Source organism: Streptomyces sp. UF-297 (assembly GCF_058245575.1).
On the sequence record NZ_JBSIBZ010000077.1, the window covers coordinates 22,891 to 47,506 of the forward strand.

A 24,616-nucleotide genomic window follows, 5' to 3' on the forward strand; every position below is an offset into this window, starting at 1 on the left:
TACGCCGAAGATCGCGTCGACGGCCCTGTCGGCAGGTTCGCCGGCGGTCCAGCCGGCGGTTCAGCCGGTGGTCCAGTCGGCGGTCCAGCCGGTGGTTCAGTCGGCGATCTCGCCCGCAGACTTGTCGAGGGGCTTGTCGAAGGGCACGGTGAAGCACCCCAGCCGCGCCCCCGCGCCGCCCGCCTCGCCGTGCCCCGTCGACGTCCTGCGCTCGTGGATCACCACGGACGCCGCGCCGCCCGGCCTGAAGCGCCAGTCGTGGCGGGCGACGGCATGGCCGGTCCCCTTGCCGTTGGTGGTGAAGTCCAGCCACACCTCGTTGCGCGGATTGGCGTACGCGGGGTCGGTCGAGGGCTGCCGCGGGTCCTTGCGGTCCTGATAGTGCGGGCCCGAGTCGTCGGGCCGCGAGCCGCACGGCTTGGTGTGCACATGCGCCCCGTACGTCCGCTTCGGCAGCAGGCCCCCCACCCGCAGCGCGATCAGCATGCCCTCGTCATCGGCGTACTCGCTCACCGCGATCCGCGACGCCGCCGGCACCCGCTTCATGTCGTACGTCACCGCGCGGGAGGGGATGAAGGCGGTGGGCGGCGCGAACCGCGCCTCCGTATGGAGCCAGTACGCCCCGCCGTGATGCGGCCCGCCGTCCGCGGCGGCCGGCCCCGCCCCGGAGGCCAGCACCAGCCCCGCCGCAACGGCTGCCATCCCCGCCGCCCTGCCCGCCCGCGCCTTCCGCGTCCGCCGCTCGCCCATCGCCCGCTCCTCCACTCGGTTCCGGCGCCGGGCCCGGCCCGGCGCGGCCGTAATCACTCATTGCACGCATTACGCCACACACCGTTCCCGCTCGCATGACGCGGACAACACAAGCCGCCCCAGCACCCGTCCACGGACAAGCCGGGCGTACGCTGTATGGCTGTAGAGCCGCCCCTGCCGCCCCCACGCGACGTCGCGGCGGGGACCGGACCGGGAGCAGTGCGTTGTTGGAAAGCCTGGGGTCATTGACCGACACCCCTTGGGTCTACGCGGTCATCGGGCTCTCCGTCCTCCTGGACGTGTTCGTCCCGATCCTGCCCAGCGGTGTCCTGGTCATCGCCGCGGCCACCACGGCGGCCGGCACCCGTACCGCCGCCGGCGCCGTGGGCGTGACCGCCTCCGTACCGGGCCGGGCGGACCTCCCCGAGATACTCGCCCTGGTGCTGTGCGCCGCCACCGCCTCCGTACTGGGCGACATGGTCGCCTACCGGCTGGCCTGGCGCGGCGGCGACCGCTTCGACCGCGCCATCGCCCGCTCCCGCCGCCTGAGCGCCGCGCAGGAACGACTCGGCACCGCGCTGACGCGGGGCGGCGGCGGCATCGTCGTCCTGGCCCGCTTCGCCCCCGCGGGGCGCTCGGTGGTCAGCCTCGGCGCGGGCGCCGCGCACCGTACGGTCCGCGAGTTCCTGCCCTGGTCGGCGCTGGCGGGCCTGGCCTGGGCCGCCTACAGCGTGAGCCTGGGCTACTTCGGCGGGCAGTGGCTCGGCGCCACCTGGGTGAGCACCGCCGTCTCGGTCTTCGCCCTGTTCGCCGCGGGCTCGGCGGCGGTCTTCCTGATGCGCAGGCCGCGGCGCACCGCCCACTGAAACGGCCGTCGCGGTCCGGGCCCCGTAAGGGGCACGAAACCCCGCCGATCCGCGGCTCCGCCGTGTGGGCACGACCACCCCTCCCTCCGGCCCGCGGCGCGACGACGGCGCCTCCCCCGGAGCGCTCAGTGCTCCTCCGTCTCCTCCGGTACGACGGCGATCGGGCAGAGCGCGTGCAGCAGTACGGCGTGTGCCACCGAGCCGAGACGGCGGCCGACCGGGAGCCTGCGCCGGTGCCGGGCGACCACGACCAGGTCGCTCTCCTTGGACGCCTCGACGAGCTGCCCCGCGGCGTCCGCCTCCCGCAGCTCGACCTCCACCGCCACCTCGGGGTACCGCTCGCGGTGCGGCGCCAGCACCTCCCGCAGCTGCTTGGTGAGCGCGTCCTCGTACTCCCGCTGCGTGTTCTCGTACACCGCCACGTACTCGAAGGCGGGCGGCACCAGCATCGGCCAGGAGTAACCGGAGACGACCTTCAGGCGCGCGCCGCGGCGGCTCGCCTCCTCGAAGGCGAAGCCGAGCGCGCCCGGCTCCTCCGAGGACGCGTCGACGCCGAGCGTCACCTGCCGCTCGGCGGGCCGCAGCGCCTCGCCGTCCGCGCCGCGCAGGGTGCCGGCGCGGTCCGGGCGCGGCACGACCACCACCGGGCAGGACGCGTGGGCCGCGCTGGCCATGCCATTGGAGCCGAGCAGCAGGCTGGCGAAGCCGCCGCGGCCGCGCGAGCCGAGGACCAGCAGCTGCGCCTCCTCGCCCAGCGAGGGCAGCAGGGTGTCGGTCAGACCGCTCAGGCTGCGGAACTCGATCTCCGCGGGCCCCGACGCCTCCACTCCGGCCACCCCGCCGAACCGTTCGCGCAGGTCGTCCAGCACCGGATCGCCGGTGCCGGACTCGGCGGCCGCGGCCCGCTCGGCGGTGGCGTAGGGCCAGACATGGACCACCTGGAGCGGCGCCGTCCGCAGACGGGCCGTCTCCATCGCCCAGCGCAACGCCCGTTCGCTGTCCGGGGATCCGTCCACCGCGACAATGACCGGCAGGGTGTCCATATACGCCTCCATACGACCAAGAGCGTGTGCTATGCCCATCTATCTCCACCCTGCTCCCTCGCCGGGCCCGAGGACAAGCGCTGACGTCCCGCACCGGAAGGGATCAAGCCACGCCGCGGGCGCCGTGCGGGTACGGAGTAGAGTCGAGGGCCGACCCCGCCACGCCCCGAGACGGGCCCCTTCGATGGAATGCGATGAATTCACCCCAGCCCGCCCAGGTTCCGCAGACCGTTGAATGGACCGAGTCCGACGAGGACCGGTCCGCGCGCTGGCGATCGGAGAACGGCGCGCTCCCCCCGCGTCGGGTGGCGGTGGCCGACGACCGCACGAAGGCGGACGCCGCCTACAAACTCGTCTGCGAGGGCACGGCGTTGCTCTGGCGCGGCGACTTCCACAACGCCCGCCAGCTGCTGTCCGCGCTGGCCCGCCGCATCGACCGCCGCCCGCGCAAGCCCGTACCGCTGTCCACCGACCCCGCCCAGGCCTTCCACCGCCACCGCGCCTCCCAGAACCAGCGCGCCCGCATCCTGGGCATGCTCCTGATCCCGCTGGAGGGGGACTACACCGTCCCGCTGCACCGCGCCCCCGACGTACGGGAGGCCTGTGCGCAGGCGTACGGACCGGCCGGGCCCGACGCGGGGCCCTCGGTCGTCCCGCTGCGCGAACTGCTGGGTCTGATCGGCGCGTACGAGTGGCGCAGGAAGGGCGTGGAGATCCCCGCGCTCGGCGGCGACCGCGTCCACCCGTACTACGGCGTCTTCTCGCCCGTGCGCGGCGAGTACGTGGACCTGGTCGCCCAAGCGCCGCTCCCCGGCGGCGAGTCGGCACCCGACGCAGCGCCTGCCCTGGCCTTCGACATCGGTACGGGCACGGGCGTGCTGGCCTGTGTGCTGGCCCGCCGGGGCGTGGGCCGCGTGGTGGCCACCGACCAGGACCCTCGCGCGCTGGCCTGCGCGCGGGAGAACGCCGGCCGGCTGGGGGTGGCCGAGCGGGTGGAGGTCGTCAAGGCGGATCTGTTCCCCGCCGGGCGCGCGCCGCTGGTGGTGTGCAATCCGCCCTGGGTGCCCGCCAAGCCCACCTCGCCCGTGGAGTACGCGGTCTACGACCCGGGCAGCCGGATGCTGCGCGGCTTCCTGGACGGCCTGGCCGACCACCTCGAACCGGGCGGCGAGGGCTGGCTGGTCCTCTCCGACCTCGCCGAGCACCTGGGGCTGCGCCCGCGCTCCGAACTTCTGGCCGCCTTCGAGTCGGCGGGCCTGACGGTGGTCGACCGGCACGACATCGCACCGCGCCACGCGCGCGCCCGCGACGCCGCCGACCCGCTGCACGCGGCCCGCGCCGCCGAGGTCACCTCGCTGTGGCGGCTGAGCGCGAAGGCGTGAGGCGGGACACCGTGAGGCAGAACGCCGCGAGGCAGGGCGCTGTGCGGCAGACCGCCGCGCGGCAGGGCGCCGTACGCCAGACCGCCGTGCGGCTGCACCCGGATCAGCTTCTCGCCCGCGCCCGTCGCCTGGCGGCCACCGCGCTCCCCAAAGAGCGCTGCCTGCTGGGCATCGCGGGGCCGCCGGGGGCCGGGAAGTCCACCCTCGCCGCCCATCTCGTCGAGCGGCTGGGCCCGGACCTGGCGGCGCTGGTGCCGATGGACGGCTTCCATCTGGCCGAGGCGGAGCTGCGCCGGCTGGGCCGCGCCGACCGCAAGGGCGCCCCCGACACCTTCGACGCCGCCGGGTACGCCGCCCTGCTGGCCCGGCTGCGCACCCCGGATCAGGACTGCGCCGTCTACGCCCCGGCCTTCGACCGCCGCCTGGAGGAGCCGGTCGCGGGCAGCATCCCCGTACCCCCGCAGGTCCCGCTCGTGATCACCGAGGGCAACTACCTCCTCCTGGAGGAGGGCGCCTGGCCGCGGGCCCGCGGCCTGCTCGACGAGGTCTGGTACGTGGAGCTGGACGGCGCGGAGCGGGTACGGCGGCTGATCGACCGTCACGAGCACTTCGGCAAGCCCCGTGACCTGGCCCGGCGCTTCGTCCACGCCTCGGACGAGGCCAACGCGCGCCTGGTGGAAGCGGGCCGGTCCCGCGCCGACCTCGTCGTGACCTTCGCACCCGACGAGGCACCGCCGCGCCAGGACGCGTAGACCGCATCCCCGCGTCAGGGCACGCAGATCACACGTCCTTGTCCCTCTGCGTCAGGGCTTGTAGACCACGCCCGGCTCCGGCTTGGCCGGGGACAGGAGCTGGCCGACGGTCACGATCGTGAAGCCGCGCTCCTTGAGCTCCTTGATGATCCCGGGCACGGCGGGCACCGTCCCGTCGTAGATGTCGTGCAGCAGGATGACGCCGTCGCGCTTGGTCTGCTCCAGCACCCGCTTCTTGATCAGCTCCGAGTCGGTGGTCTGGTAGTCCTTGGCGGTCACGCTCCACAGCACCTGCGCGAGCCCCAGATCCTTGCTGATCTGCGAGATCTCGTCGTTGGTACGGCCCTGCGGCGGGCGCATCAGCGCGGGCTTCTTGCCGGTGATCTTCTCGACGGCGTCCTGGGTGCTGGACAGCTCCTCGCGGATCTCGTCGGGCTTGAGATCGGTCAGGATGCCGTGCGACCAGGTGTGGTTGGCCAGTTCGTGCCCCTCGGCATCGATCCGGCGCACATCGGCGGGGCGCTTGACGACGTGGTTCTTGCCGAGCATGAAGAAGGTCGCGTGCACCTTCTCCTTCTTCAGGATGTCCAGCAGGCGGGGCGTGTGCTCGCTGGGGCCGGCGTCGAAGGTGAGGGCGACGCACTTGGCCTTGCTGCAGTCGACGGGCTTCTCCTCGGCCGCGCCCTTGCTCTTGGTGTCCGACACGGGGCGGGCCGCGCCCTGGTTCCCCTCCATCGCCTTCTCCCGGGCACTGCGCGGGGAGGTGGTGTCGTACGAGGCGCAACTGCTCAGCGTCAGAGCCAGGGAGGCAGCCGCCAGCAGCCCGGCAATCGGCTTAAATCGGCCCACTGACATGCTTTTAGGCATACTTCATCTCTCTTTGAACGATGGTAGGAGAAACGGCCCGTGAAGACGGGTGATCGCGCACTGACCGAGCAGCGACCGAGCAACGCCACGGCCTGCACAGAACGCCGCTCGCCATGAGGAACGGCACAGTGATCGCACTCGTGGCGCGATGCATGAACACGGGGAACTATACACCGCGAGTACACACACTGTGCATACGCGGGGCGCATACCTGGAGTGCATACAGGAATCGGCCATCCGGAGCCTGCGTACCGGGCGCCCTCAGGCCCCCCGGAGGACCCCTTCGCCCGGCCTGTGGCAGGCTCGGCTCGATTCGGCCCGGCTCGGCCCCGAAATCCGGAACCTCGCGTGCGAGCTCGCCGTTCCCCCCGTAGATCCGCGACACGAAGGACTGCACGGCGAATGACGCAAGCAAACGGCATATGGGCCCAGATCGCGCCCGAGGTCGACAACGGCCTCGCACCCGTCGAGAACGGCGAGCTGTTCTACGAGGTGGCCGGCCACGGACCCGCCGTGGTGCTGCTGCACGGCGGCATGCTCGACCAGCGCATGTGGGACGAGCAGTTCGCCTGGCTCGTACGCTCCGGGCTCCGCGCGATCCGCTACGACGCCCGCGGCCACGGCCTCTCCTCCACCGTGAACGGCGACTGGGCCCATCACGAGGACCTCATCGCCCTGCTCGCCCACCTCGGCGCGGACCGCGCCGTACTGGTCGGCCACTCCCACGGGGCCCGGGTCGCCCTCGATACGGCCCTCGCGTATCCCGGATCGGTCACGGCGCTGGCGCTCGCCTCACCGGGCGTGAGCGGGCGGCCCTTCTCCGACCCGTTCGTGCTGCACCACATCAAGGAGCAGATCGCCGCCGCCGAGGAGCCGGACGGCATCGACCGCTATGTGGAGCACTTCCTGCGCATGTGGGTCGACGGGCCGCACCGCGAGCCGTCCGCCGTACACCCCGAACTGCGCGAGCGGATGCGCGCGTCGGCCGAGTCGACCGTGATGGCCCACGCGGAGGGGATGGGGGCCGGCGCCATGCTGGAGGTCGGCGCCGCCGACCGGCTGGGCGAGATCCGGGTGCCGACCCTCGTCCTGGACGGCGACCTGGACAGCACCGACATCTCGGCCAACGCCCATGCGATCACCCTGGCCGTGCCGGGCGCCCACCGCGTACGCGTCCCGGGCGCGGCCCACATGGTCAACCTGGAGAACACCCCCCTCTTCGACCACCAACTGCACGCGTTCCTGTCGTCGCTGACGTACTGAGGGCAGACGGACTCACCGCCATAGTCAGACGACGGACTTTCGCACGACGGCAGTACGACAGCGATACGACGCCGACACGACAGCGAGGGGCCGCCCACCTCACCGGCGAGCGGCCCCTGCACTGCTCCTGCTCCTGCTCCTCCTCCTGCCCCTCCTGCTGCCCCTGTTCCTGCCCCTGCCGCTGCCCCTGCCGCTGCCCTGCTGGGCAGGCTCCCGTCAGGTGACGGACCCCGCGGCGGCGCCCGTCCTGCGGTCCGCGCCCCACCGCTCGAGCGCGGCCTGAAGATCCAGCGGCTGTACGCGGTCCTGCTCGTCCGCCTCCGGCCAGTCCTCGCGCGGCACCCGCCACATCACCTCGAACTCGTTGCCGTCCGGGTCCTTGGCGTACAGCGACTTGGACACCAGGTGGTCACTGGCGCCGACCAGCGCGCCGCGCCGGGTCAACTCGTCCGCGGTCTCGGCCAGTTCACCGAGCGTGCCCACCTCCCAGGCCAGGTGGTAGAGCCCCACCCGCCCGTGCTCGGGCCCCGGCGCCTGCTCCCCGACCGCGAACAGACCGAGATCGTGGTCGTTGAGCGTGTCCCGGGCCCTGAGGAATGCGGCCCGCCCCGGGATCTCGAAATCCACCGCGAAATCGAAGACATCCCGGTAGAACTCGACGGCCCGCGCCACATCACGGACGTAGAGCACCGCATGATTCAACCGCCGAACAGCCACAACGCTCCCCTTCCTTTCCCTTCCACTTCTCCACCCCCGAAGCCTTCACTCACTCATCCTGCTCACTCACACCGCTCACTCACACTGCTCACTTACGCAGCAGCAGAACCACGCCCGCCAGCACCAGCCCGAGCACCACCGCCGCGGCGCCGTACACGGGCCGGTGCACGCGAAGCCCCGGTACGAACCGGTCCAGGGCATACCGCCCGGGCCCGGCGAGCGCGATGGCGGCCGCTGCGGCGCCGATCAAGATCTCGTACTCCACACCCTCGGGCGCGAAGAAGCCCCCGCCCCACTTCACGGCCAGGGCGTTGACCATGGTCCCGACGACGGCCGCCCCGGCCAGCGGCGTCAGCAGCCCGAAGACGAGCCCGAGCCCGCCCAGCGTCTCACTCAGCCCGGCCACCGCGGCCATGGCCTTTCCGGACGGGTAACCACTCATCTCGAAGAACTTCCCGGTCCCGTCCAGCCCTCCCCCACCGAACCAGCCGAACAGCTTCTGCGCACCGTGCCCGACCATGATCACCCCCAACACGACCCGCAACAGCAGAAGCCCGGCGTCGTAACCGCGCGAGGACGAGGAGGTGCGCGAAGCACTGATGGGGGAGGTCATGAAAGCACTCCTGAGTGGGGGGACGAGGTACATCGACAACAAGTACTTGAAACTTCAAGTCTCACTCTCGACGATACACACTGCTTAAACCTTGAACAACAACCCCGACACCGTCCACCCCACCGCCCCCACGCCACGGGGATGTGGATTCTTTGTGGACTCCGAACACGACAAAGACCCCCAACCGAGATCGGTTGGGGGTCTTTCTGCTGGTGGGCACAGACGGATTTGAACCGCCGACATCTGCTTTGTAAGAGCAGCGCTCTACCGCTGAGCTATGCGCCCTGGACGAATCGACACACTACCTTGCCATGGGGGCTGATCTGCAAACCAGTACGTGGGTGGGGTCCGGTTCGGCGGGGGAAGTGCGAACGGACCGGACGCTGTGTTCGTTGTTCACGGATGGGAGAATGGCAACCGGGCCTGGGGCGATGCGATCGGGAGAGGGATGTGACGGCGACACACACGCAGCCGTACGAGCAGCGAGCACGCCGTCGCCCCCGGAGGCCGGTGGGTCTTGGCCGGCCGGTCCGGGATGTGCTGGCGCTGATGGTGCTCCCGCTGCCGCTGCTGGTGGCGGCGGTGCCGGGGGCGTTCACGGGCGGGGGCACCCGCCGCTGGTTCGGGCGCGGGGAGGGCCAGCGGGCCGATGCGCAGGCGGCCAAGGACGCCGCGGCGGCCGCGTTCTACGAGTTGGACTCCGCGCAGCGGGACCTGCGGATCTCGATAGAGACCATCACGGCGGTGGACGACTCCCCGGCCGCGCGGCGGTCCGCCGAGCACTACGCCGGGTTCGGGCGGCGCATCGACGAGGTGAGCCAGCGCTACATCAGCGCCGTGGACTCCCACGACCTGGACCGCGACGACCTGGAGGCCTCGGCCGCCTCCAGAGCCCGGGCGGATCTCACCCGCGCCAAGGAGGAGCTGGAGCAGGTCAAGAAGGATCTGGACCGCTTCGCGCAGGGGCTGGGGCCGCTGCTGTCGCAGGCCGAGACGCAGCTGGCGCGGCTGGCGCCGGCCGTGGAGCGGGCCCGGCAGGCGCTGCTGGCGGCGAGCAACGCGCTGGACGCCGTACGGGCCCGCGGGCTCAAGGCCGATGACCTGGCGGCCCGACTGGCCGCGCTGGGGCCGGAGTTGACCAAGCTCAACCAGGGTGCGGGGCAGCACGGCGTCCAGGACACGATCCGGCGCGCCGACGACGTACTGCGCAAGGCCGAGTCCGTACGCACCGAGGCGGAGCGGCTGCCCGAGCGGGCGGCGGAGATCGACAAGCGGCTGGTCTCACTGCGTACCCGGGCCCAGGCGATCACCACCCGGGCGAGCCAGGTGGACCCGGTGCTCAGCGAGCTGCGGCGGCGGTACAGCGCCGCCTGCTGGCAGGACCTCCAGCAGGTGCCCGACCGGGCCGCCGAATCGGTCAAGCAGGCGGAGGCCAAGCTGCGGGAGGCGCAGACGGCGCGCGACGAGCAGCGGTGGGCGGATGCGACGAGCCTGCTGGCGACGGTGCGTGCGCTGCTGAACACCACGGGCGAGGCGGTCTCGGCGGCCGGGGACCGGCTGCGGCGGCTGGACGAGGTCTCCTTCGACCGCAACAGGGAGGTCGAGCGCACCCGGTTCGCCATCCGTGACGCCCAGCGCCTGGCGATGGCCGGGCGCAGTACCCCCGACCCGCGCCACGCCCGCCCGCTGGACGACGCGGTGGCCCGGCTGGAGCGCGCGCTCGCGGACCTGGAGGGACACGGCAGGCATCCGGACTGGTGGCACTTCCTGACCGAGACGGAGGCGGTGCGCCAGACCGCGGCCCGGGTGGTGCAGGAGATCCGCGAGGAGCGGGGAGCGGGCGCGGGCTGAGGAGCGCGTCCCGGGCCGTCGACGGCGTGGCACGGCCGCCCCGCGCTCGCCCGCGGTCGGTGCCGTGCCCCTGCGATGGCGTGATGTCACCGGCGGGCGGATCCTGGAATTACGTACGGCCCAAGCGGCACACCTGCGCGAAGGAGGCCGGACATGGCTGCTGGCCACGCCCTGCACGGGCCCTCCCACGACAAGACCCTCCGCTTGCGAGCCCGGCACATCAAGCTCGACGAGCATCTGCCCGTCGACCACCGGCTCAGCCGGGTCTACCGGATCGGGGCCGGGCTGACGGGCCTGGTGCTCGTCGCCTTCGGCATCCTCGGCCTGATCGACAAGATCGGCTTCTTCGACACCCGCGGCGACACGGTCGCGGGCCTGAACACCAACGGCGCGCTGAGCGTGCTGTCGATCGTCGTCGGCGTGCTGCTCTTCGGCGGCATGGTGATCGGCGGGAACTTCGCCTCGACGCTCAACATCGTGCTGGGCACGGCCTTCCTGCTCAGCGGCTTCGTCAACCTCGCGCTGCTGGAGACCGGCCTGAACTTCCTGGCCTTCCGCATCCAGAACGTGCTGTTCAGCTTCCTGGTCGGCCTGATGCTGCTGGTCTTCGGAATGTACGGACGCGTCAGCGGCGGGCTGCCGCACGACAACCCGTACTGGCGCGCCCGGCACCCCGACGAAGCCGATCGCGAGGACCACAGGGCCGCCCGGCGTGCGCATGCGCGGTAACTGCTCATCGCTTGCGCAATAACTGCTAAATAACGACTACTTGTGCAAGTCTTCACCTGTCGGCGGGCAGCGACAAGCATGGCGCAGCCGGACGATCAGGGGAGCAGCACCATGCGGCAGTCGCGCAACACCGCCTCCTACGCCGGACGCGGCATCCACGGGGTCGCGGTCGAGTCCCTCGCCCGGCGGATCGTCGACGGCACGTACGGGGAGGGCGAGACCCTGGCCCTGCCGGAGCTGATGGCGGAGCTGGACATCAGCCAGACCGTGCTGCGCGAGGTCATCAAAGTGCTGACCACCAAGGGGCTGCTGGACGCGCGCCAGAAGCGCGGCACGTTCGTGCGTCCCCGGGAGGACTGGAATCTCCTGGACGGGGACGTCCTGCGCTGGAAGTGCGCGGCGGGCGCCTCCCCCGGCTTCTACGCCGATCTGCTGGAGCTGCGCCGCTCCGTCGAGCCGGCCGCTGCCGCGCTCGCCGCGCGGCGCCGTACCGAGGGCGATCTCGCCGCGCTGGATGCCGCGCTGGGAGCGATGAGCGCGGCGGGCGCCGGTTCCGCCGCGCTGCACGTACGGGCCGAGGCCGCCTTCCGTACGGCGCTGCTGGCCGCCTCGCACAACCCCTTCTACGCGCAGCTGCACCGCATCATCGCGCCGACCCTGGCCCGGTGGGACCACCAGGCGGGGCAGGAGGGCATCCAATCCGCCGACGGCGCGGGCGAGTTGAGGCGATCGCCCGCGGCGCATGTCGCGGTCGCCGAGGCGGTGCGGGCGCAGGAGGCGGACCGCGCGTATGCGGCCATGGTGACGCTGCTGGAAGGGGCGGGACCCGTATGAGGATCGGCCGTATCGAGACGTTTCTGGCGCCGCCGCGCTGGCTGTTCGTCCGTGTGGAGACCGACGAGGGCCTGGTCGGCTGGGGCGAACCGGTGGTCGAGGGGCGTGCCGAGCCGGTGCGCGCGGCCGTCGAGGTGCTGTCGGAGTACCTCCTCGGCCAGGACCCGTCGCGCATCGAGGACCACTGGCAGGTCATGACCAAGGGCGGTTTCTACCGTGGCGGGCCCGTCCTGTCCTCCGCCGTCGCGGGCCTGGACCAGGCGTTGTGGGACATCAAGGGCAAGCGGTACGGGGCTCCGGTGTACGAGCTGCTCGGCGGCCCCGTACGGGAGCGGGTGCGCGCGTACTCCTGGGTCGGCGGCGACGAGCCGGACGCGATCCGGGACGCGGTCACCGCCCAGGTCGAGGCGGGTTTCACGGCCGTCAAGATGAACGGCTGCGGCAGGATGACGCCGGTGGCCACCCGCGCGGAGGTGCGCGCGTGCCTGCGGCGGGCCGAGACCGCCCGCGAAGTCCTGGGCGAAGAACGGGACTTCGGGCTGGACTTCCACGGCCGGGTCTCCCCCGCCAACGCCCGGCGGCTGCTGCCGCTACTGGCCGACAGCGCGCCGATGTTCGTCGAGGAACCGGTCCTCGCCGATCACGTACACGCCCTGCCCGACCTGGTGAACGCCTCCGGCATCCCCATCGCCCTCGGCGAGCGCCTCTTCTCCCGGCACGAATTCCTGGCGCCGCTGCGGGCCGGGGTCGCGATCCTGCAGCCGGACATCTCGCACGCGGGCGGCATCTCCGAGCTGCGCCGGATCGCCGCGCTGGCCGAGACCTACGGCGCGCAGCTGGCACCGCACTGCCCGCTCGGCCCGCTCGCCCTGGCCGCCAGCCTCCAAGTCGCCTTCACCACGCCGAACTTCCTCATCCAGGAGCAGTCCCTCGGCATCCACTACCACCAGGGCGCCGAACTGCTCGACTACGTCACCGACCCGGAGCCCTTCCGCTTCGAGAACGGTTCACTGGTCCGGACCGACCGGCCGGGCCTGGGCGTCGACGTGGACGAGCGGGCGGTACGGGAGGCCGACAGGAAGGGGCACGCCTGGCGGAATCCCGTCTGGCGCCATGAGGACGGCTCCTTCGCGGAGTGGTGACGTGAGCTTGTTCCGCTTTGACGGAGGGTTCGGTGTGGTGACGAAGGTGCTGTGTGGTGACGAAGGTGCTGTGTGGTGGCGAAGTCGAGGTGTGGTGACCAAGGCGCGGCGTACTGGTCAAGGCGTGGTGCGGTGGTCAAGCTGCGGTGCGGCGACCAAGCCGCGGTGTGGTGACGAAGTAACCCAAAAGGTGCTGGGGCCACCCCTGGCGTCCCGGCGGCCTCGGGCGAACCGCTAGGAAGGACCATGGACTTCACCACCGCACCCCCCACGGCCCCCGCACGCCCGGTCCTGACCCTCGGCGAGAGCATGGTCGCGCTGCGCGGCAGCGGGCCGCTCAAGCTCGGCGGCACGATGCAGGTCTCCGTCGCGGGCGCCGAGAGCAATGTCGCCATCGGGCTGGCCCGCCTGGGGCACGCGGTGCGCTGGGCGGGGGCGGTCGGCGACGACGAGGCGGGGCAGCTGGTACTGCGTACGCTCCGGGCCGAGGGCGTGGACGTCTCCTGCGCCTCGCTCGATGCCGGAGCGCCGACGGGGCTGATCCTCTTCGAGCCGAGACTGCCGGAGGTGACGCGGGTGCACTACTACCGTGCGCGGTCCGCCGGTTCGCGACTGTCGGCGGACGCGGTCGAGCGCGCGTTCAGCGCCGCGCCTCCCGCGATGCTGCACCTCACCGGCATCACCCCGGCCCTCGGCCCCGACGCCCGCGCGGCCTGCCGTCGCGCGCTCCGTCTGGCCCGGGAGCACGCCACTCCGGTCAGCCTCGACGTCAACTTCCGCTCCCGCCTGTGGGACGCGCGGGAGGCCGCCGAGGAGCTGCGGGAGTGGATTCCGTACGTGCACACGTTGATCGCCTCCGACGACGAACTCCCCCTGTGCCTGCCGCAGGACGCGCGGCCCGGCCCGGCCGGTGGCGATGTGGCGGGGCAGGCGCAGGTGCTGCTGGACCTGGGGGTGGCCGAGGTCGTGGTGAAGCTCGGCGCGGACGGGGCCACGGCCCATACGGGCGGCGGCTCCCTGCACCGGCCCGCCCGCTGCGTACGGGCGGTGGACCCGGTGGGCGCGGGGGACGCGTTCGTGGCGGGCTATCTCTCCGCGCTGCTGGACGGCGCGGACACCGCGCAGCGCCTCGAACGGGCCGTCACCACGGGCGCGTTCGCGGTGGCCTCGCACGGCGACTGGGAGGGCGCGCCCACCCGCGCGGAACTGGGCCTGCTGGGCGCGGGGCCCGGCACGGTGGTGCGCTGAGCGGCGCGCCGGACGGTGGCTCCGGGGCGGGCGCGGCCGCCTCCGTGGTACGCGGGCGCCTGCGCCCGGCGGCCCGGCTGCGGCTAATCTGTGACCATGCCTCGATACGAGTACCGCTGCCGCTCCTGCGACACGACGTTTGAGATGCGCCGCCCGATGGCGCAGTCCGACGCGCCCGCCATGTGCCCGCAGGGGCATGTGGACTCCGTCAAGCTGCTGTCCACGGTCGCGGTGGGCGGCACCGCTTCGGCGCCCGCGCCGAGCGGTGGCGGCCAGGGTGGCGGCTGCTGCGGTGGCGGCTGCTGCGGCTGAGCCCGCCCGGCCCCGCGCCCGGTCACCGCGTGCGGGCCGTCCCGCCGAGGCCCGGGCTCGCAGGCCGTCCCACCGAAGTCAGGCCTCGCGGACCGCCCCGCCGAAGTCAGAGCTCGCGGGCCATCGCAGGAGTCGCCGCAGGCGAGCCGTCGCCGACGCCACCGCTCGTGAGCCGTCGCCGACGTCACCGCTTGCGGGCGATCGTGAGTCCGTCCGCCACGGTCAGCATCACCGCCTCGACGCGCTCATCGGCCCGCACATGGTCGTTGAACGCGCGGATCGCCGTGCCCGAGGCGGACGGCACCGGCGCGACCACCTGGCCGTGGAAGAAGACGTTGTCCGCCACGATCAGCCCGCCGGCCCGCATCCGCGGCACCAACTCCTCCCAGTAGGCGATGTAGTTGCCCTTGTCGGCGTCGAGGTAGGCCAGGTCGATGTGCGGCTCGGCCGGCATGGCGCGCAGGGTGTCCAGCGCGGGCGCGATCCGCAGGTCGATACGGGCGGCGACACCGGCCTTGGCCCACGCGTCGCGGCCGTACGCCGTCCACTCCTGCGAGATGTCACAGGCGATCAGCGTGCCGTCCGCGGGCAGCGCCTGGGCCATGCACAGCGCGGAGAAGCCGGTGAAGGTGCCGACCTCGACGACGTGCCGGGCGCCGACCAGGCGCACCAGGAAGGCGAGCAGCGGGCCCTGCTCCTGGGCCGACTGCATCTCGGCGGACTCGGGGAACCGCTGGTGGGTGAGGTCGACAAGGCTTCGCTGCACCGCGTCCAGCGGCGGGTTGTGCGCCAGGACGTAGTCGTACAGCTCGGGTGTGATCGGGGTGCTCTTGCTCTCGGTCACCGATTCTCCTCACGTTCCCAGAAAGCGCAGGACGGCCAGCACCCGCCGAGAGTAGCCGGAGGAACCGGTCAGCCCGAGCTTGTCGAAGATCGCGTTGGCGTGCTTCTCCACCGCGCTCTGCGAGATGTGCAGCCGGGCCGCGATCGCCGCGTTGGTGTGGCCCTGCGCCATTTCGGCGAGGACGTCCCGCTCGCGCGCGGTGAGCGTGCCCAGCGGGTCGCTGCGGCGGCTGCGGGCCAGCAACTGCCGTACGACTTCGGGGTCGAAGGCCGCCTGGCCCGAGCCGACCCGCTCCAGCGCGTCCAGGAACTCGTCCACCTGCACGACCCGGTCCTTGAGGAGATAGCCCACCCCCTCGCTGTCGTCGGTCAGCAGCTCGGTCGCATAGCGCCGCTCGACGTACTGGGACAGGACCAGTACGCCCGTGCCGGGCCAGCGCTCGCGGATCTCCATCGCGGCGCGCAGGCCCTCGTCGGTGTGCGTGGGCGGCATCCGGACGTCCACCACCACCGCGTCGGGCCGCCGGCCGGCCCGATCCGCGCGCTCCAGCTCCTGGATCAGACAGACGGCGTCGCCGACCGCGGCGGCCACCTCATGGCCCTCGTCGTCCAGGAGGCGCACCAGGCCCTCCCGCAACAGCGTCGAATCATCGGCCAGCATTACCCGCACGGCACCTCCGCGGTGATGGTGGTGGGCCCGCCGAGCGGGCTGTTCACAGTGAACCAGCCGTCGAGGGCGGCGACCCGGCGGGCCAGCCCGAACAGCCCGCTGCCGCGGGAGTCCGCGCCGCCCACTCCGTCGTCGGTTATCCGCAGGAACACCCCGGCCTCGCCGGGGGCGACACAGACGTCTATCGAGCTGGCGCCGGAGTGCTTGACGGCGTTGGTGACGGCTTCGGAGACCACGAAGTAGGCGACGGTGGCCACGGCGGTCTGCGGCTCGCGGGCCAGGGCGTACTCCAGGCGCACGGGGATGGCGGAGCGCTCGGCGACGGTCTCCAGCGCGGCCCGCAGACCCGCCTCGTCCAGCACCGTCGGATACACCCGCCAGGCCACCTCGCGCAGTTCGGTCAGCGCCTGGCGGCTCTCCTCGTGGGCCTGGCGCAGCAGTTGGTCCGTACGCTGCCCGTCCTGGCTGCGCAGGGCACGGCCGAGCAGCATGCCCAGCGCGACCAGCCGCTGCTGCACACCGTCGTGCAGATCGCGCTCGATGCGGCGGCGCTCGTCGTTGACGGCGGCGACGACACCGGCCCGGGAGGCGGCCAGCTCCTGGATACGGCGCTCCAGCTCCTCCTCGTGCCGCGGGCCGAGGTAGTGGCGCGCCAGCCTCGCGTCCAGGCCGGCGACCGCGAAGACGCCCTGGGCGGCGAGGAAGACGAGGAAGAGGATGGCGAAGCCGGTCAGGATGACATCGCCGGGGTGGCGCAGGTCGGTGAACGGCCAGACCGCCACCGCCCAGACCGCCGTCGCCAGCAGCGGGACGACCAGCATCAGCGCGCCCAGCACGCCCAACGGCCAGCGCAGCATGACATAGGGGATCGCGCGCTCGCGGTCGTACGCGCGCGAGACCTCGGCCTCGCCGAACCGCACCAGCCGCCCCCGCTCCACCTCCGCCAGCCGCCCCGCGACGGTCGCCAGCGGGCGCAGCACGGCCCGGCGCCCGCGCGGCCAGGCCAGGACCGGGAACAGGGCGAGCGAGCACAGCAGCGCGAAGGGGAACTCGACCGCTGCCGTGCAGGCACCGATCCCCAGGCTCATCGTCAGGCGCAGTCCGCGCCGCATCACCGTGCGCATGATCACGAAGCTAGCGGGGTTCGTGACGGCCGCGCATTGCGGAAAACCACACTCTTTCCTGCGGACTTCCGCAATGCGTGCGAAGTCGCGGATTTCCTACCGTTGAAGCATGAACGAGAGCACCGCACCGGGCTGGATCACCGGCCTCATGGACACCCTCGGCGCGCCGGGCGCGGGCCTGGCCATCGCCGCCGAGAACCTCTTCCCTCCGCTGCCGAGCGAGGTGATCCTGCCACTGGCCGGCTTCGCCGCGAGCCAGGGCAGCATGCAGCTGATCTCGGCGCTGGTCTGGACGACGCTCGGCTCGGTCCTCGGCGCACTCGCGCTGTACGGCGTCGGCGCGCTGCTCGGCCGCGAGCGCACGATCGCGATCGCGGCCAAGCTGCCCCTGGTCAAGCCCTCCGACATCGAGAAGACCGAGCGCTGGTTCCAGCGGCACGGCACCAAGGCCGTGTTCTTCGGCCGCATGATCCCCGTCTTCCGCAGCCTGATATCGATACCGGCCGGCATCGAGCGCATACCGCTGCCGGTCTTCCTCGCCCTGACCACGCTCGGAAGTCTCATCTGGAACACGGTCTTCGTCCTCGCCGGCTATGGGCTCGGCGAGAACTGGGAGGAAGTGACGGGATATGTGGACACCTACTCCAAGGTGGTGGCGGCCGTCGCGGGGCTGGCGGTGCTCGCCTTCCTCGCGCTGCGCCTCAGCCGGCGCGGCCAGGGGCAGCGGCGGCGGCCGTGAAGGCCCGCAGGATCTCCTCACCCGCGGCCGCCCCGCGCTCGGCGAGCGCGGTGACATGCGGGGCGTCCCAGCCGGAGTCCGCCAACTCCCCGTGTCCCGGCCGCCATCCGCGGTCGGCGGCCAGCAGCAGATCGGCATCCAGCAGGGAGTCCCCTGCCGCCAGGATCTCCTCGGCGCCGGTGCGGCGCGCGACCTCGGCGACCGCGGCACTCTTGGTGAGCGGCCGGGGCACGGCGTAGATCTTGCGCCCTTGCAGGGAGACGGTCCAGCCGCGGCCCTGCGCCCATTCGGCCAGGTCCTTGGCCCAGGTCTCGGGCAGCAGCGACCGCTCCACGACCAGGTAGGCGAACAGGTCCTCCGCGACCCGCTCCTTGAGCAGCCAGGCCGGGTCGGCGGTGCGCAGCAGGTGCGTACGGACCTCGTCGAGAGGGGCGCACTCCGCGGCCAGCCGGGCGGCGACCGTGCGCTGCCAGGCGGCGTCCGACTCCCCGCGTACGAGCAGATGGCCACCGTTGGCGCAGATGGCGAACTCGGGCTCGGGGCCCGGGAGATGGATGCGCCGGTACTGCTCGCGGGTGCGGGTGGTGGCCGGCATGAACACGCCGTTCCCGGCGAGGCGGGCCAGCAGTGCGGCGGCGGTCTCGGTCATGTAGGAGAGCGGCTGGTGCTCGTACATCTCCACGCACAGCAGGCGGGGCGCCTGGGCGTCGGGCATGGCCAGGCCCAGCGCGGCGGCCGAGTAGATCAGCGTACGGTCCAGGTCGCTGGCGATCAGAGCCTTCGCCGTCCGGGCGACGCCCTCGGCCCTCGACGCGTTCCCCGCGCCGTCGTTCACCGTCGTCACTGTCCCGCCACCGCCTTGCCGTCAGCGCCGGTCGCCCCTCGGGTGAAGCGCGGATGGATCAGTCCGACACAGGTGTACGGCAGGCCGTCGACCTCCTCGACGGGCACGCCCCGCTGTTCGGCCAGCAGGCGTACGTGGTCCAGATCGGCGCCCGCGCCCCGCTGGGCGAGGATCTTCCAGGGCACCCGGCGCAGCAGGACCCGCGTGGTCTCGCCGACCCCCGGCTTGACGAGGTTGACGTCATGAATGCCCTGGTCCGCGCTGATCCGCTCGACTGCCGCCCAGCCCTCCCAGGTGGGTGTCCGGTCGGTGGCCGTGAGCTCCTTGGCGTCGGCCACGGCCTGTTCGGCGACCTCGTCGAAGCGCGCGGCGACCGTGTCCAGGAAGGCCCGCGACACATCCGCGCCGGTCAGCTCGCGGTAGAACTTCGCGCCGTGGAAGTCGTGCGGCCCCACCAGGTCGTCGCGCAGCACGGTGCGCGAGATCAGCCCGGAGACGGTGGAGTTGAGGCAGGCGGAGGGGATGAGGAAGTCGTCGCGGGTGCCGTAGGTCTCCACACAGCGGCCCGGGTCGGCCAGCACGGCCAGGCGCGGGTCGAAGTCCGCCCCGGGGAAGTCGCGCAGCGCCTGGGCCAGTTCACGGGTGATGGCGCCCTTGCCCGTCCAGCCGTCGACGAAGACCACGTCCGCCGGGTCGTGGTTCGCGGCCAGCCAGCGCAGCGCGGTGGCGTCGACGCCCTTGCCACGCACGATCGAGACGGCGTAGTGCGGCAGGTCCAGGCCGTGGCGGCGGTGCGCCCAGCGGCGCATCAGGATGCCGACGGGGGTGCCCGCGCGGGCGAGGGAGACCAGGACGGGCCGCGGCGACCGCTCGGCGAGCACGATCTCGGTGACCGCTCCGACGGCCCGTGCGATCCGCACCGCGCAGGACTCCAGCGCGCCGCGGTACAGCGCCTGGTAGTCCTCGCTGGGCTGGTATTCGACGGGCAGCGACTCCGCGTAGTGTGCGCCGCCGCTCTGGATCGCCTCCTCGCGCTCCTCGGTGGGCGCTTCGAGCGTGACGGCGGATAGGTCCTGGAGCAGCCAGCCGACCTCGTCCGGGGCGTAGGAGGAGAAGTCGGGACCGCGCAGCGGCCGGGGAAGCGGGTGCGGCTGGGGCATGGATCAGGCCTGTCGTTCGGCGCGGGCGGGCGCGTAGGTGGGCACGGTCGCGAGCAGCAGCTGGTCGGTGTGGGCCGACAGGGCGCTCAACAGGCCGTCGGGGGCGTGCAGTTGGGGGGTGTCACCGCAGGAGTCGACCACGGCGACGACCGCGTCGAAGCGGCGCCGCGGGTCCCCTCCGGCCGCGACGTTGTAGGCGTAGCGCTCGCCGGGGCCGTCGGCGGGCCGGTCGTGCGCGGGGAAGGCCAGCCGGGTGCGTATCGCATAGCCGGGGTCGTCGACGGCGAGTACCGGCGAGCGGGTGGTGGTCGAGAAGCACACCTCGGCGTCCAGGGTGTCGTCCAGGGCGGCGGCGAGGCGCAGCGGCGCGTACATCAACTCCTCGTTGCCCAGGACGAGTACGCGCCTCGCGCCGGCCAGCGGTCCGGCGAGGCGGGCCGCCATGCCGGGCAGCGCCGCCTCGAGCCGTTCGCGGTGCGCGGGGGTGAATCCGTGCCGCGCGCCGTCCGGCAGCCCCTCGGGCCAGCCGAGCTCGACGCGTACGAGCGGGGCGCCCGGCCCCTCCCCCGGCTCCGGACCCGCGCCATCCTGCGCCGCGCCGTCCTGCGCCGCGACCAGCTCCTGTCCCCGCTCCAGCACGTCCTCGGGCAGCGTTACGCCGCCGGCCGCCAGCGCCACGAGGTCGACCCGCGCGCCCAGTTCGGCCGCGAACTTCTCCAGGTGCTCGCGGTCCGCCTCCGAGCGCATGTCGACCAGCGCGACCACGACGTATCGGCGGCGCGGGTAGCGGGCGTGCAGCGCCCGGATGGTGTTCAGGACCGTCCGCCCGGTGGAGAACTCGTCGTCCACGAGCACCAGCGGCCCCTCGCCCGCGAGCAGTTCGCGGTCCTCGGGCAGCAGCAGGTGCGAGGTGGCGTGGCTGTGCTCCTCCTCGAAGCCGCCCGCCTGCTCGACTCCGGCCACCGGCCGTCGTGTGGAGTGCAGACAGGGCGCCAGTGCCAGCCCGTCGGCCACGCTGTGCCCCAGGCCCGTCGCGGTCTCGGCGTAGCCCACCACGACGGCGCGCGCCGCTTCGGTGTCGCCCAGCAGCTCCCGTACCCGGCGCCCCAGGCCCAGGCCCGCTCCGTAGACCGCCTTTGGGCGCTGCGGCACATGCTTGCCGAGCACGTTCGACACGAGCAGATGGGCCCGTCTGGGGTTGCGCCGCAGCGCGAGCCCCAGCAGTCCGGGCAGTTCGTCCCCGCCGCTCAGCGAGACCCCGAGCCGCCGCGCGACCCACTCTCCCGTCCACACCACTGCGCTGTTCCCTTTCTCTTCCCGCTCGATACCGCTCATCCCCCTCGGCCCGCCCGGCCCGCCCGCCGCTCCCGTCTGTGGGCGGCGCGCCGTCCGTCAGGTGCCGGGCAGGCTCGCGGCCAGCAGTTCCACGAACCCCACGCCCTCGCGCGCGACCCCGAAGGCCTCGGCGCGCAGCAGGGTCCGCTCGGCCCAGGCGCGGTGCGGTTTGATCTCGTTCATCTTGTTCGTGTACGCCGAGCGCAGCACCCCACCGCCCGTGCGGTCGGGACGCAGGATGTCCTGGGCGTCGCTGTACTCCTCGTGGCTGACGACCGACAGCGCGTGCACGGGCGCCACATGCGAGGGGTGGATGCAGGTCTTGCCCTGCAGGCCGTTGGCCCGGTCCAGCTCGATCTCGCGCAGCAGCCCGTCCATGTCGTGCTCGATCAGCGCCGCCCGCAGTTCCTCGGCCCGGCCGAGGAAGGGGCTCTGGCGCAGCTGCGGCTTGAACATCCGCTCGTGCAGCCGGAAGTACTCCCACACCGGCCCGGTGACGATGAAGCCGGTGCCGTCCGCCCGGCCCAGCACATTGACCACGTCCGCGATCACGGACGCGACGATCTGTACGTCATAGGCGGTCATGTCCGGTGCCCTGCGCAGCCCGTAGGCGGAGCAGAAGTCCGTGACCCCCAGCCGCAGGGCCAGCACCCTCTCGCGATAGGCGTCCAGGGTGCGGGCGATGCCGCGCAGCGTCTCGGCGCGGCTCTCCAGGTGCAGCAGTTCGGGCGATTCCAGCACCGGCATCGCCAGCAGCCGCCGTCCGCAGTCCGCCTCGGTCTTGGCCAGCGCCTCCAGGAAGGGCTCGCCGCGCTTGGCGGTGAACTTCGGCAGCACGAATCCCGACAGCAGCCGCCCGGCCGGTCCGGTGCGCCGGACCAGGTCGCCTATCTGCTCGGGCGTGCGGACCCGTATGAACAGCAGCGGCAGGGCCAGCCCGCTCGCGGCCGCCTCGGCCAGCTCCGCGAACTGCCGTACGAGATTGTCCTCACCGGCCGCCACATCGCCGTCACCGATGGAGTCCTCCAGGCACAGCACCATGGAGACCACTCCGCGTCCGGCCTGTTTGACGATGTCCTCGGCGAGCCGGGGCCGGGTGGCGGGGCTGTAGAGCGTGGCTCCGAGCGCGACCGCGAGCGCGCCGGCCGGGGAGTCGGCGGTGAACTCGGCCGGCTCCTTGTGGAACAACTCGTTCCGGATATCGGGCGCAAGGTGCCCAAAATGACGCATACAACTCCCCGTGTGCAGGCAGGTTCCCGGCGCCCACACGTACTTCCACTGTCTGGATCCGGCCGGTAATCGTACGTGCGGGCAGCAATCGAAAGTTCCCCTGGAGGTGAATATCGCGTAACCCCCGTACCGCACCACAGCGCCCCGGGCCGCGGCGCGCGCCCGTTCCGGCCGCCTTCGGGCCGCGCCGCGCGGGCCCCCGCGTTGTCCGCCCGACCTCCGGGAAGGCAGGATGACGGCATGACGCACGCGATGCTGAAAGGGTCGAACGTACCCCTCGACGCCACGGCGGTACGGGCCGTACTCCGCTGGACCCCCGGCGCCGGCGTCCCCGATGTCGATGCCTCGGCCCTGCTCGTGGGCGCCGAAGGGCGCGTGCGCTCCGATGCGGACTTCGTCTTCTACAACCAGCCCCGGCACCCCAGCGGGCTGGTCCGGCACCTGCCCAAGGTACGGACCGCCGATGCCCTGACCGACACCATCGAGGCCGACCTGTCCGCCCTGGACGCCTCCGTCGACCGCGTCGTCCTCGCCGCCTCCGCGGACGGCGGCGCCTTCGGCCTCGTACGAAATCTGCGCGTGCTGCTGTACGACGCCTCGGCGGCCGGGAGCAAGCCGATCGCCCTGTTCGACGTAGTGCCGGAGACCGGCGAGGAGACCGCCCTGATCTGCGGCGAGCTCTACCGGCGCGCGCAGACCTGGAAGTTCCGCGCCCTGGGCCAGGGGTACGCCGACGGACTGGTCGGACTGGCCACCGAGTTCGGCGTCTCGGTCGACGGGGACGGCGGCGAGAGCAGCGCCGGGAACCACCCGGCACCCGGCACGGACGTCACGCACGGCGGCCCCGGCGCCACCGCCGACCGGCCCGCCGCTTCCCCCGATACCGGCACCGGCACCACCGCCGGACCGGCCGCCGCGAACACGGCGGACGACCAGGACTGGACGCTGCCCGCGCCCCAGGCGCCCGCCGCCTCGGTACCGGACGAGGGCGCCACCCAGCCCGTGCCCGCCGAGCCGCACTCCGCCCCCGAGACAGCACCCCGGCCCGCCGTCCCCGCGCCCGCCGCCTCGCTCACCCCTCCCCCGCCGCCCGCCGCGGCCCCGCAGCAGCCCGCACCGGCCGGAGGGTACGGCTACCCCGCGAACGTCCCCCCGCCGCCGGCTCAGCCCCCGGCGCAGCCCGCGTACGGCTACCCCGGCCCGCCGCCCCAGCAGGCGCCGCCCCAGCCCGCGTACGGCTACCCGCAGCAGGCACCGCAGCACCAGCCGCTACAGGCACCACCGCCGCAGCCCCCGGCGGGCGCGCCGGCCTACGGCTATCCGCAGCAGCCGTTCGTGCCGGACCCGAACTTCGTCCTGCCGCCGCAGGGCCCGCAGTTCCAGCGCCGCTGATCCCTGCGGGCCCGGCCCGCCCACCGTCACATCGGGCGCGGTCCCGCCCCAGAAGGCGGGCCGCGCCTCATACCTTGGTCTTGTAGCCCCGCCCCCACTGGAGCCCCCAGCCGTACAGCCGGTCCAGCTCCGCCTGGAAGCCGTAGACGTACTTCACCTCGCGGCGCACCAGAATCTCGCCCTTGACGTTCTCCAGCATGAAGATCGCGCAGGACCGGGCCTGCGGGGCCCGCTCGTCCAGCCCGATCTCCACCCGTGGGCCGTTGCTGGGATAGAGCGTCACCAGCGCCTGCGTACGGTCGAAGGCGGGGGTCCCGTCGTAGATGTAGACGAAGATCAGCAGCCGCTTGATCTCGTCCTTGTGGTCCATGTTGATGTAGAGCGTCTCGCCGGAGGGCGAGCCGAACCGGTCGTCGCCGCTGAGCTTCACGTACGGCGAGGAGTTGATGTCGCCCAGGAAGTTGCCCAGCGGCTGCACCACTCCCTTGCTGCCGTCCTTGAGCTCGTACAGACAGGCCAGATCCAGATCGATCTTGACCACCGCCGGTCCCTGCGCCTGCACCATCTCCGGCTTGAACAGCTTGCCCGGGTGACGCAGCAGACTGCCCTTGCGCTGACCGCTCTTCGTCCCTATGTCCGAGGTCCGCATCTGCCAGTGCAGATTGACCCTCAGGTGCCCGGTCGCGGCCCCCTGCTTGGTGAGGGAGACGACCGGATTCCGCTTGGTGAGCTCGACTACATATGACGCCCCGCCGTTGTCGAACCTCGGCTCCCCGCCACGCCGCCAGTTCCCCAAGAACGACACAGTGCCCTCCCCATCGATCCCCGTCGACCCATGATCCCGACCCCAACTGCAGCGGGGGGGGGGGGGGGGGGGGGGGGGGGGGGGGGGGGGGGGGGGGGGGGGGGG

The 24,616-nt window shown here is 72.6% G+C and carries 23 protein-coding genes, 1 tRNA gene and 1 pseudogene; 12 read left to right on the top strand and 13 right to left on the bottom strand.

The window, feature by feature from the left end; translation table 11 throughout:
- Positions 1-96: 96 nt before the first annotated feature.
- Positions 97-702, bottom strand: a complete 606-nt coding sequence (locus AC4IJH_RS33045; RefSeq protein ID WP_490855619.1) for a superoxide dismutase family protein — start codon at positions 700-702, stop codon at positions 97-99.
- Between the two features lie 272 nt (positions 703-974).
- Between AC4IJH_RS33045 and AC4IJH_RS33050 the strand changes: the two genes are divergently transcribed.
- The gene (locus AC4IJH_RS33050; RefSeq protein ID WP_490855620.1) at positions 975-1,616 is read left to right on the top strand and encodes a DedA family protein; all 642 of its coding nucleotides are present in this window, start codon (positions 975-977) and stop codon (positions 1,614-1,616) included.
- Positions 1,617-1,741: 125 nt separating this feature from the next.
- On the opposite strand, the gene AC4IJH_RS33055 is transcribed toward AC4IJH_RS33050, so the two are convergent.
- The gene (locus AC4IJH_RS33055) at positions 1,742-2,659 is read right to left on the bottom strand and encodes a universal stress protein (protein ID WP_490855621.1); all 918 of its coding nucleotides are present in this window, start codon (positions 2,657-2,659) and stop codon (positions 1,742-1,744) included.
- A gap of 194 nt (positions 2,660-2,853) precedes the next feature.
- Between AC4IJH_RS33055 and AC4IJH_RS33060 the strand changes: the two genes are divergently transcribed.
- Positions 2,854-4,041, top strand: coding sequence for a methyltransferase (locus AC4IJH_RS33060; RefSeq protein WP_490855622.1), 1,188 nt, complete (start codon positions 2,854-2,856; stop codon positions 4,039-4,041).
- Between the two features lie 92 nt (positions 4,042-4,133).
- Positions 4,134-4,793 (top strand): nucleoside/nucleotide kinase family protein, encoded by a 660-nt coding sequence (locus AC4IJH_RS33065; protein ID WP_490855641.1) that lies wholly within the window; start codon positions 4,134-4,136, stop codon positions 4,791-4,793.
- 51 nt (positions 4,794-4,844) lie between these two features.
- Here AC4IJH_RS33065 and AC4IJH_RS33070 read toward each other — a convergent pair whose 3' ends face one another.
- Positions 4,845-5,648: a polysaccharide deacetylase family protein gene (locus AC4IJH_RS33070; protein ID WP_490855623.1), complete on the bottom strand. Its 804-nt coding sequence runs from the start codon at positions 5,646-5,648 to the stop codon at positions 4,845-4,847.
- Between the two features lie 414 nt (positions 5,649-6,062).
- On the opposite strand from AC4IJH_RS33070, the gene AC4IJH_RS33075 reads away from it, so the two are divergent.
- On the top strand, positions 6,063-6,923 hold the full coding sequence (locus AC4IJH_RS33075; protein WP_490855624.1) for an alpha/beta fold hydrolase: 861 nt from the start codon (positions 6,063-6,065) through the stop codon (positions 6,921-6,923).
- Positions 6,924-7,139: 216 nt separating this feature from the next.
- On the opposite strand, the gene AC4IJH_RS33080 is transcribed toward AC4IJH_RS33075, so the two are convergent.
- From AC4IJH_RS33080 to AC4IJH_RS33090, 3 genes are all read right to left on the bottom strand, one after another.
- On the bottom strand, positions 7,140-7,640 hold the full coding sequence (locus AC4IJH_RS33080) for a VOC family protein (protein WP_490855625.1): 501 nt from the start codon (positions 7,638-7,640) through the stop codon (positions 7,140-7,142).
- An 88-nt stretch (positions 7,641-7,728) separates the two neighbouring features.
- Entirely contained in the window at positions 7,729-8,253 is a 525-nt protein-coding gene (locus AC4IJH_RS33085; RefSeq protein WP_490855626.1) for a DoxX family membrane protein, read from the bottom strand.
- A 210-nt stretch (positions 8,254-8,463) separates the two neighbouring features.
- Positions 8,464-8,538, bottom strand: a tRNA-Val gene (locus AC4IJH_RS33090).
- 225 nt (positions 8,539-8,763) lie between these two features.
- On the opposite strand from AC4IJH_RS33090, the gene AC4IJH_RS33095 reads away from it, so the two are divergent.
- The 6 genes from AC4IJH_RS33095 to AC4IJH_RS33120 all read left to right on the top strand — a co-directional run bounded on the left by AC4IJH_RS33095 (position 8,764) and on the right by AC4IJH_RS33120 (position 14,369).
- Positions 8,764-10,104 (top strand): hypothetical protein, encoded by a 1,341-nt coding sequence (locus AC4IJH_RS33095; RefSeq protein WP_490855627.1) that lies wholly within the window; start codon positions 8,764-8,766, stop codon positions 10,102-10,104.
- A gap of 153 nt (positions 10,105-10,257) precedes the next feature.
- On the top strand, positions 10,258-10,833 hold the full coding sequence (locus tag AC4IJH_RS33100) for a DUF4383 domain-containing protein (RefSeq protein ID WP_490855628.1): 576 nt from the start codon (positions 10,258-10,260) through the stop codon (positions 10,831-10,833).
- A gap of 111 nt (positions 10,834-10,944) precedes the next feature.
- Positions 10,945-11,667 carry a FadR/GntR family transcriptional regulator gene (locus AC4IJH_RS33105; RefSeq protein WP_490855629.1) on the top strand — a complete coding sequence of 241 codons (723 nt, stop codon included), beginning with the start codon at positions 10,945-10,947 and terminating at the stop codon, positions 11,665-11,667.
- The gene (gene dgoD, locus AC4IJH_RS33110) at positions 11,664-12,809 is read left to right on the top strand and encodes a galactonate dehydratase (RefSeq protein WP_490855630.1); all 1,146 of its coding nucleotides are present in this window, start codon (positions 11,664-11,666) and stop codon (positions 12,807-12,809) included. The genes AC4IJH_RS33105 and dgoD overlap by 4 nt, the downstream gene beginning before the upstream one ends.
- A 246-nt stretch (positions 12,810-13,055) precedes the next feature.
- Positions 13,056-14,057: a sugar kinase gene (locus tag AC4IJH_RS33115; protein ID WP_490855631.1), complete on the top strand. Its 1,002-nt coding sequence runs from the start codon at positions 13,056-13,058 to the stop codon at positions 14,055-14,057.
- 96 nt (positions 14,058-14,153) lie between these two features.
- Positions 14,154-14,369, top strand: coding sequence for an FmdB family zinc ribbon protein (locus AC4IJH_RS33120; RefSeq protein WP_490855632.1), 216 nt, complete (start codon positions 14,154-14,156; stop codon positions 14,367-14,369).
- Between the two features lie 184 nt (positions 14,370-14,553).
- On the opposite strand, the gene AC4IJH_RS33125 is transcribed toward AC4IJH_RS33120, so the two are convergent.
- Genes AC4IJH_RS33125 through AC4IJH_RS33135 form a run of 3 tightly spaced genes read right to left on the bottom strand, consistent with a single transcriptional unit; the run spans position 14,554 to position 17,006 of the window.
- Positions 14,554-15,213, bottom strand: coding sequence for an O-methyltransferase (locus tag AC4IJH_RS33125; RefSeq protein WP_490855633.1), 660 nt, complete (start codon positions 15,211-15,213; stop codon positions 14,554-14,556).
- Positions 15,214-15,222: 9 nt separating this feature from the next.
- Complete coding sequence (locus tag AC4IJH_RS33130; protein WP_490855634.1) at positions 15,223-15,873, bottom strand: response regulator transcription factor; 651 nt, start codon at positions 15,871-15,873, stop codon at positions 15,223-15,225.
- Complete coding sequence (locus AC4IJH_RS33135) at positions 15,873-17,006, bottom strand: sensor histidine kinase (RefSeq protein ID WP_490855635.1); 1,134 nt, start codon at positions 17,004-17,006, stop codon at positions 15,873-15,875. Before AC4IJH_RS33135 ends, AC4IJH_RS33130 begins: the two co-directional genes overlap by 1 nt.
- Positions 17,007-17,115: 109 nt before the next feature.
- Between AC4IJH_RS33135 and AC4IJH_RS33140 the strand changes: the two genes are divergently transcribed.
- Complete coding sequence (locus tag AC4IJH_RS33140) at positions 17,116-17,745, top strand: DedA family protein (protein WP_490855636.1); 630 nt, start codon at positions 17,116-17,118, stop codon at positions 17,743-17,745.
- On the opposite strand, the gene AC4IJH_RS33145 is transcribed toward AC4IJH_RS33140, so the two are convergent.
- The 3 genes and pseudogenes from AC4IJH_RS33145 to AC4IJH_RS33155 form a co-directional block, all read right to left on the bottom strand.
- On the bottom strand, positions 17,708-18,460 hold the full coding sequence (locus AC4IJH_RS33145) for an HAD family hydrolase (protein WP_490855642.1): 753 nt from the start codon (positions 18,458-18,460) through the stop codon (positions 17,708-17,710). The two genes, AC4IJH_RS33140 and AC4IJH_RS33145, sit on opposite strands and share 38 nt — an antisense overlap.
- A gap of 125 nt (positions 18,461-18,585) precedes the next feature.
- Positions 18,586-21,084, bottom strand: a pseudogene (locus tag AC4IJH_RS33150) (phosphoribosyltransferase).
- Positions 21,085-21,141: 57 nt separating this feature from the next.
- On the bottom strand, positions 21,142-22,314 hold the full coding sequence (locus AC4IJH_RS33155; RefSeq protein WP_490855637.1) for an HpcH/HpaI aldolase/citrate lyase family protein: 1,173 nt from the start codon (positions 22,312-22,314) through the stop codon (positions 21,142-21,144).
- Positions 22,315-22,554: 240 nt separating this feature from the next.
- Between AC4IJH_RS33155 and AC4IJH_RS33160 the strand changes: the two genes are divergently transcribed.
- Positions 22,555-23,706 carry a TerD family protein gene (locus AC4IJH_RS33160; protein WP_490855638.1) on the top strand — a complete coding sequence of 384 codons (1,152 nt, stop codon included), beginning with the start codon at positions 22,555-22,557 and terminating at the stop codon, positions 23,704-23,706.
- 67 nt (positions 23,707-23,773) lie between these two features.
- Here the strand turns inward: AC4IJH_RS33160 and AC4IJH_RS33165 are convergent, their stop codons facing one another.
- Positions 23,774-24,511: a TerD family protein gene (locus AC4IJH_RS33165; RefSeq protein WP_490855639.1), complete on the bottom strand. Its 738-nt coding sequence runs from the start codon at positions 24,509-24,511 to the stop codon at positions 23,774-23,776.
- Positions 24,512-24,616: the final 105 nt, after the last annotated feature.

What these genes read in the sequence shown, in the direction of transcription:
- AC4IJH_RS33045 (WP_490855619.1), bottom strand. Translation starts at nt 702, where the DNA reads ATGGCAGCCGTTGCGGCGGGGCTGGTGCTGGCCTCCGGGGCGGGGCCG.
- AC4IJH_RS33155 (WP_490855637.1), bottom strand. Translation starts at nt 22,314, where the DNA reads ATGCGTCATTTTGGGCACCTTGCGCCCGATATCCGGAACGAGTTGTTC.
- AC4IJH_RS33075 (WP_490855624.1), top strand. Translation starts at nt 6,063, where the DNA reads ATGACGCAAGCAAACGGCATATGGGCCCAGATCGCGCCCGAGGTCGAC.
- AC4IJH_RS33085 (WP_490855626.1), bottom strand. Translation starts at nt 8,253, where the DNA reads ATGACCTCCCCCATCAGTGCTTCGCGCACCTCCTCGTCCTCGCGCGGT.
- AC4IJH_RS33070 (WP_490855623.1), bottom strand. Translation starts at nt 5,648, where the DNA reads ATGTCAGTGGGCCGATTTAAGCCGATTGCCGGGCTGCTGGCGGCTGCC.
- AC4IJH_RS33135 (WP_490855635.1), bottom strand. Translation starts at nt 17,006, where the DNA reads ATGCGCACGGTGATGCGGCGCGGACTGCGCCTGACGATGAGCCTGGGG.
- AC4IJH_RS33145 (WP_490855642.1), bottom strand. Translation starts at nt 18,460, where the DNA reads ATGCCCGACGCCCAGGCGCCCCGCCTGCTGTGCGTGGAGATGTACGAG.
- AC4IJH_RS33100 (WP_490855628.1), top strand. Translation starts at nt 10,258, where the DNA reads ATGGCTGCTGGCCACGCCCTGCACGGGCCCTCCCACGACAAGACCCTC.
- AC4IJH_RS33160 (WP_490855638.1), top strand. Translation starts at nt 22,555, where the DNA reads ATGACGCACGCGATGCTGAAAGGGTCGAACGTACCCCTCGACGCCACG.
- AC4IJH_RS33105 (WP_490855629.1), top strand. Translation starts at nt 10,945, where the DNA reads ATGCGGCAGTCGCGCAACACCGCCTCCTACGCCGGACGCGGCATCCAC.
- AC4IJH_RS33115 (WP_490855631.1), top strand. Translation starts at nt 13,056, where the DNA reads ATGGACTTCACCACCGCACCCCCCACGGCCCCCGCACGCCCGGTCCTG.
- AC4IJH_RS33055 (WP_490855621.1), bottom strand. Translation starts at nt 2,659, where the DNA reads ATGGACACCCTGCCGGTCATTGTCGCGGTGGACGGATCCCCGGACAGC.
- AC4IJH_RS33120 (WP_490855632.1), top strand. Translation starts at nt 14,154, where the DNA reads ATGCCTCGATACGAGTACCGCTGCCGCTCCTGCGACACGACGTTTGAG.
- AC4IJH_RS33060 (WP_490855622.1), top strand. Translation starts at nt 2,854, where the DNA reads ATGAATTCACCCCAGCCCGCCCAGGTTCCGCAGACCGTTGAATGGACC.
- dgoD (WP_490855630.1), top strand. Translation starts at nt 11,664, where the DNA reads ATGAGGATCGGCCGTATCGAGACGTTTCTGGCGCCGCCGCGCTGGCTG.
- AC4IJH_RS33140 (WP_490855636.1), top strand. Translation starts at nt 17,116, where the DNA reads ATGAACGAGAGCACCGCACCGGGCTGGATCACCGGCCTCATGGACACC.
- AC4IJH_RS33130 (WP_490855634.1), bottom strand. Translation starts at nt 15,873, where the DNA reads ATGCTGGCCGATGATTCGACGCTGTTGCGGGAGGGCCTGGTGCGCCTC.